The organism is Bacteriovorax sp. DB6_IX, from assembly GCF_000447775.1.
Lineage (GTDB): Bacteria > Bdellovibrionota > Bacteriovoracia > Bacteriovoracales > Bacteriovoracaceae > Halobacteriovorax_A.
The window spans coordinates 1-4,261 of sequence record NZ_AUNJ01000488.1 but is presented as its reverse complement, the minus strand read 5'-3'; the positions used below and the strand labels follow the sequence as shown (position 1 = coordinate 4,261).

4 protein-coding genes are annotated in these 4,261 nt (G+C 36.7%); all 4 read left to right on the top strand.

The genetic code is table 11. From position 1 onward, the window contains the following. Positions 1-491: FecR family protein (locus M901_RS15295; RefSeq protein ID WP_021279117.1), on the top strand; the 491-nt coding region annotated here is incomplete at its 5' end. Continuing rightward, complete coding sequence (locus M901_RS15290; RefSeq protein ID WP_034722609.1) at positions 484-1,230, top strand: hypothetical protein; 747 nt, start codon at positions 484-486, stop codon at positions 1,228-1,230. The genes M901_RS15295 and M901_RS15290, both read left to right, overlap by 8 nt. 93 nt (positions 1,231-1,323) lie before the next feature. Next, complete coding sequence (locus M901_RS15285) at positions 1,324-2,871, top strand: YiiX/YebB-like N1pC/P60 family cysteine hydrolase (RefSeq protein ID WP_034722607.1); 1,548 nt, start codon at positions 1,324-1,326, stop codon at positions 2,869-2,871. A 120-nt stretch (positions 2,872-2,991) separates the two neighbouring features. Beyond that, on the top strand, positions 2,992-4,261 hold a 1,270-nt coding region (locus M901_RS15280), incomplete at its 3' end, for a hypothetical protein (RefSeq protein ID WP_021279114.1).

Sequence of the window (4,261 nt, the reverse complement as noted above, 5' to 3'; positions counted from 1 at the left end):
AGCTAAATGATAAGAGTACAATCAAACTAGACTCAAAATCTAAGATCAAAGTTTCTCAGATCGTTAGCAAATTACAACCGACTGAAGTAGAGCTCAGTATAGGATCGGCATTTTTTAATGTTTTAAGAAAGAAACAAACTCAGAAAAAGTCAGAAGATTTAGAAAAATTTAAAGTCAAAACTCGTACCGCGGCCATGGCCGTAAGAGGGACAACTTTCTTTGTTGCAGCACTAGACAAAGCTAAGTCCTATGACACATGGATGTGTGTTAAGGAAGGACGTGTTCTCGCAATGAAGAGCAAGCACGGAAAGTCAGTTTTAGTAAAGACTGGTGAAGGGATCAAGATCGCAACACGTGAAAAAATTGAATCACCTCGTCCCCTACCCTGGACTCAAGGGCTCAATTGGGAGCTAGATATTGAAAAAGATATCACTAATAAAGTTGATATCTCTAATGCCTACAAAGACCTACTGGATACAGAATATGATTAAGAGAATAATTTTTGCCCTACTTATAGCATCGAGCACATTGGCCGAGCATGCTCCAAGCTCAGAAAAGAAGAACTTCAATCCTTATGGTATCTTTAGAGTTTTTAAAAAACTCGATCACAAGCATACCCTAATGGGACAAACACTTTATCGAAAGGACAACGATCGCAATGTCTTTGGTGCAGAACTCTCATATAGAAGAAAGGTCAGTAAGCATATTCAATATGGTATTGAAGCTGATATCTACTCTGGAATCCGTCATGATAATGACTGGATAAAGGAAAATGGCTCATGGAAGTGGAAGGATGAAGGAACTGAATTTGGGGCCTCACTCTTTTTAAAATTTAAAAGAGGCCTATACTTTCTACCAGGAACAAATTGGATTGGTGAAATCAATCTAAAAACACACAATAACCTAACAGAGACACTCCTAAGCCTAAAGCCAGAATTCAAATTAACTTATATTCATTTTGAAAATGGAAAACCACTCTACAATATCTACACTAAGTTTAAGTACTATGTCCCACTAAACTACAGTTCAAAAGATATCTATGGGAAATGGCTCTATCTCGGAACGATGCTACATTGGAAGAAGAATCTTAAACCATTTATTTTCTTGGCCTATAGTAGTGTGAGTTGGACAAAATCCGAAGAATTTGAAAATTCACATCTTGATGAAGACTATGATGCCGAAAGTAAACTTAGTCATATTGGAATTGGCCTCAACTACTATCTCGATTAAAACCATAGAAAATAGGCCGTTTATCTTTTTGACGGCCTATGTACTTCTTTCAAACAATCACTTTTTATTGATAAATAATTTAGAATGCTTCCTATGAAGAAGACACTACTATGCCTATTTATCACTATATCGAGCGCGACCTATGCCAACAAGGCCCAAGAGCTCATTCTACTGGATCAGAAACTTGAAAAGAGCTTTAGTGAGCATACTCAACAAGTCAAAGACTTTATCCTAAAAGGTCATACAGAGCATAAGCACTACTTCCTTCCCCATCAAAGGGATCTCATTATCTCATCAGTAAGAGAGCACCTAGAGCAAATTCAGGCCATCGATAAGTATAGGCCAGATAAGTCACATGGAGTGACGAGTAAGAAGAACGCTCATCGAAATTATACAAGACTCCTTGCCAAGACTATTAAATATAAGCACCTAGCAAAGTTCTTTAATTTCTCGTTTATTGGTAAGAATCCATATGTATCAGTCTTAGCAGAAGATCATAGTGATCTTGGACATAGCTCAAAAGAGTTTAGAAAACTTATAAGAAAAACTCTTAAACAATCATGGGACGTTCTCAACAGAAATAATAATAGAGATAGAAATGACAGAGAAGAGAGCTTAAACAATAATGCATTCTTTCACCTCTCAGATCTCTATAAGCATCAAAATGATCTTATTAAGTTTGAAAAAAAGCATAATCCCTTAACCGATGAGCAAATGAGAGTCCTTCTGACTAATACTCATAGCTATATGGAAGAAGTCGACGATCTGCAAGAGCAGATCAAAGAAATTGATTGGAAAGTGGGGGCCTACTCTCCTCTTTACCATCTTAAGGTATTTCTTTTAAAGGCAGCAAGTTATGTGGCCCTACCAGGTAAGCACAAGATCAGCCTTGACACGCTCAAGACGATTGATAAAGAACTAGAACCAGGTGATATTGGACTTATCCAGCGCTACAACAAGCTTAGTAATATTGTATTCAAAGGAAATTGGACACATAGTTTGATCTATCTTGGTAAGTACTCTAAATTTGCAAGCTACTTTAATTCAGACCGTGCGACCCAGGAAGAATTTAAAAAGCGTTGTGAAAAAGAGAATCTACAGTGCTCAAGTTTTGCTTCATATCTTATGGCAAAACATCCAGAACAAATGGGAAAATATATTAAATCAGACAAGGACAAGGATCCAATTGCAACAATTGAATCTTTAAAACCTGGAGTCATCCTCTACACAATGAAAAAGAGTATGGGCTGGGATAATTTGGTTCTCCTAAGACCGAAGAAATTAACTAAGCGTGATAAGGCATTGGCCATTGCCACGGCTTTTGACAACTTAGGAAAGCCTTATGACTATAATTTCAATGGACAAACCAACGAGAGATTTGTTTGTACAGAGCTTGTGAGCTATTCCTATTCGCCAGATCCAAGAATAAAAAAGAATGGTCTGACATGGGAGATGAATTATGTCATGAATAAGCCTGTTATGTATGCCTTTGATGTCTTAGAGACATTTTTTAAGAGGTACCAGAGTCAAGAACAGGAACTTGATGTGGTTGTTTACGTTAAAGGTGAAAATGGAGAATTTGGAAAATCTAAGCGTGGAAATCTGGAAGAACTTCTTGAGAGTGTCGATATAACTGACTAATATTTTGACTAAATATGACCGGAGCGTTTAATCATTAGACGCTCCAAAATCCCTAAATTACCAGAAATTCAATTGGAAACTGGCATTTATTTTGCAACATATATCCCAAAGGGGAAATTAATGTTCAAAATGAAGTCACTTCATTACATTCTACTTACAGCTCTTATCATCTCATGTGGCGGACAAAGCGAAAAAGATGATAAACCAGCGAACTTCATCGTGAGTGAAGTTCAAATGATTGAACTTAAAACTACAAAATCCCAATCAACAGAAGGACTAACTGAAATTAAGGATATGGCCAACTACTATATGAAGGTCTGCCTCAAGGACCCAGCTGTTGGCAAACCAATTATTGACCAAGAATTTCGTTACGATCTAAATGGTAAATCACAAGAAATTAGAACAGACTATGATGGATGTTTCACATGGCATGGAGATATCTCATTCTCAATGTTAAGCTGTGAATCCTATATAGAAGAAAATTTTAAAATTGAAGGTATTGGTAATTATTCAGGCCTAATCAATATCCCTGTCTTCTTTAATCCGACAAATAAAACGGCCAAGGCATTTATGGATGGAAGATACTCTAGACCAGAGAAAATGACAGCGAAAAACTGTGTGGCCTCTAACTTTAGAGTCGAAAATATTCAACTCAATAGAGTGAAGAATAACTCTAATCTTCTTTTTAATCTTACAATGTCTCCAGTGCTAGAAAGAGCGATGATAGATGGAGAAAAAGTTAAAATACCTCTTAAGTCATATGGAGAATATGAGATCACGGCCAAGATTCTTGGAGATATTCAAGGAGAGACGCGCATCCTCACACAAACAAAGAGCAAGGGATCAATTCATTCAGAAAGAGTAAGAAGTGATCTTGCCTTTGAAATTCCCGCCGTACTCTCAGACTCTGAAAGTAACTATAGAATGGAGATTGAGGTTAAATCACTCAACCAACCAGAGTTAAAGTCATTTGTAGGAATGATTAAGAGTAATGATATCTATTTCACTCAGAAAGAGGCCATCACAGAAGTCGAAGATAAGATTGAAGCACAGGCCATTACAGAAATGGATCTCACAAATAAAGATTTAGGCCTTAATACAAATATTATCAAGGCCAAAGAAATTCAACTGGTAAGTGCTGAAGATATCGGTGATGAGTTCTCGCAGAATAAGAGAAAGCTTCTTACTCTAAGCACATGCTTTTTTAACTCACTTTCACAATTTGGAAGCGAGCCGGTAGCAAATCAAGAAGTCACAGTGACACAATCTGAGAAAAAAGACAAAATCACTCTACTTCAAAATACAACTTCTGAAAGTGGGTGTATAAAGTTTCAATATGAAATTGATTATAAACTCTTTGAGAAGAGAAATTGGAGTGAAAGAGAAATCA

Excerpts from the sequence above, each read along its gene's own strand:
- M901_RS15290 (WP_034722609.1), top strand. The coding sequence starts at position 484 with ATGATTAAGAGAATAATTTTTGCCCTACTTATAGCATCGAGCACATTG.
- M901_RS15285 (WP_034722607.1), top strand. The coding sequence starts at position 1,324 with ATGAAGAAGACACTACTATGCCTATTTATCACTATATCGAGCGCGACC.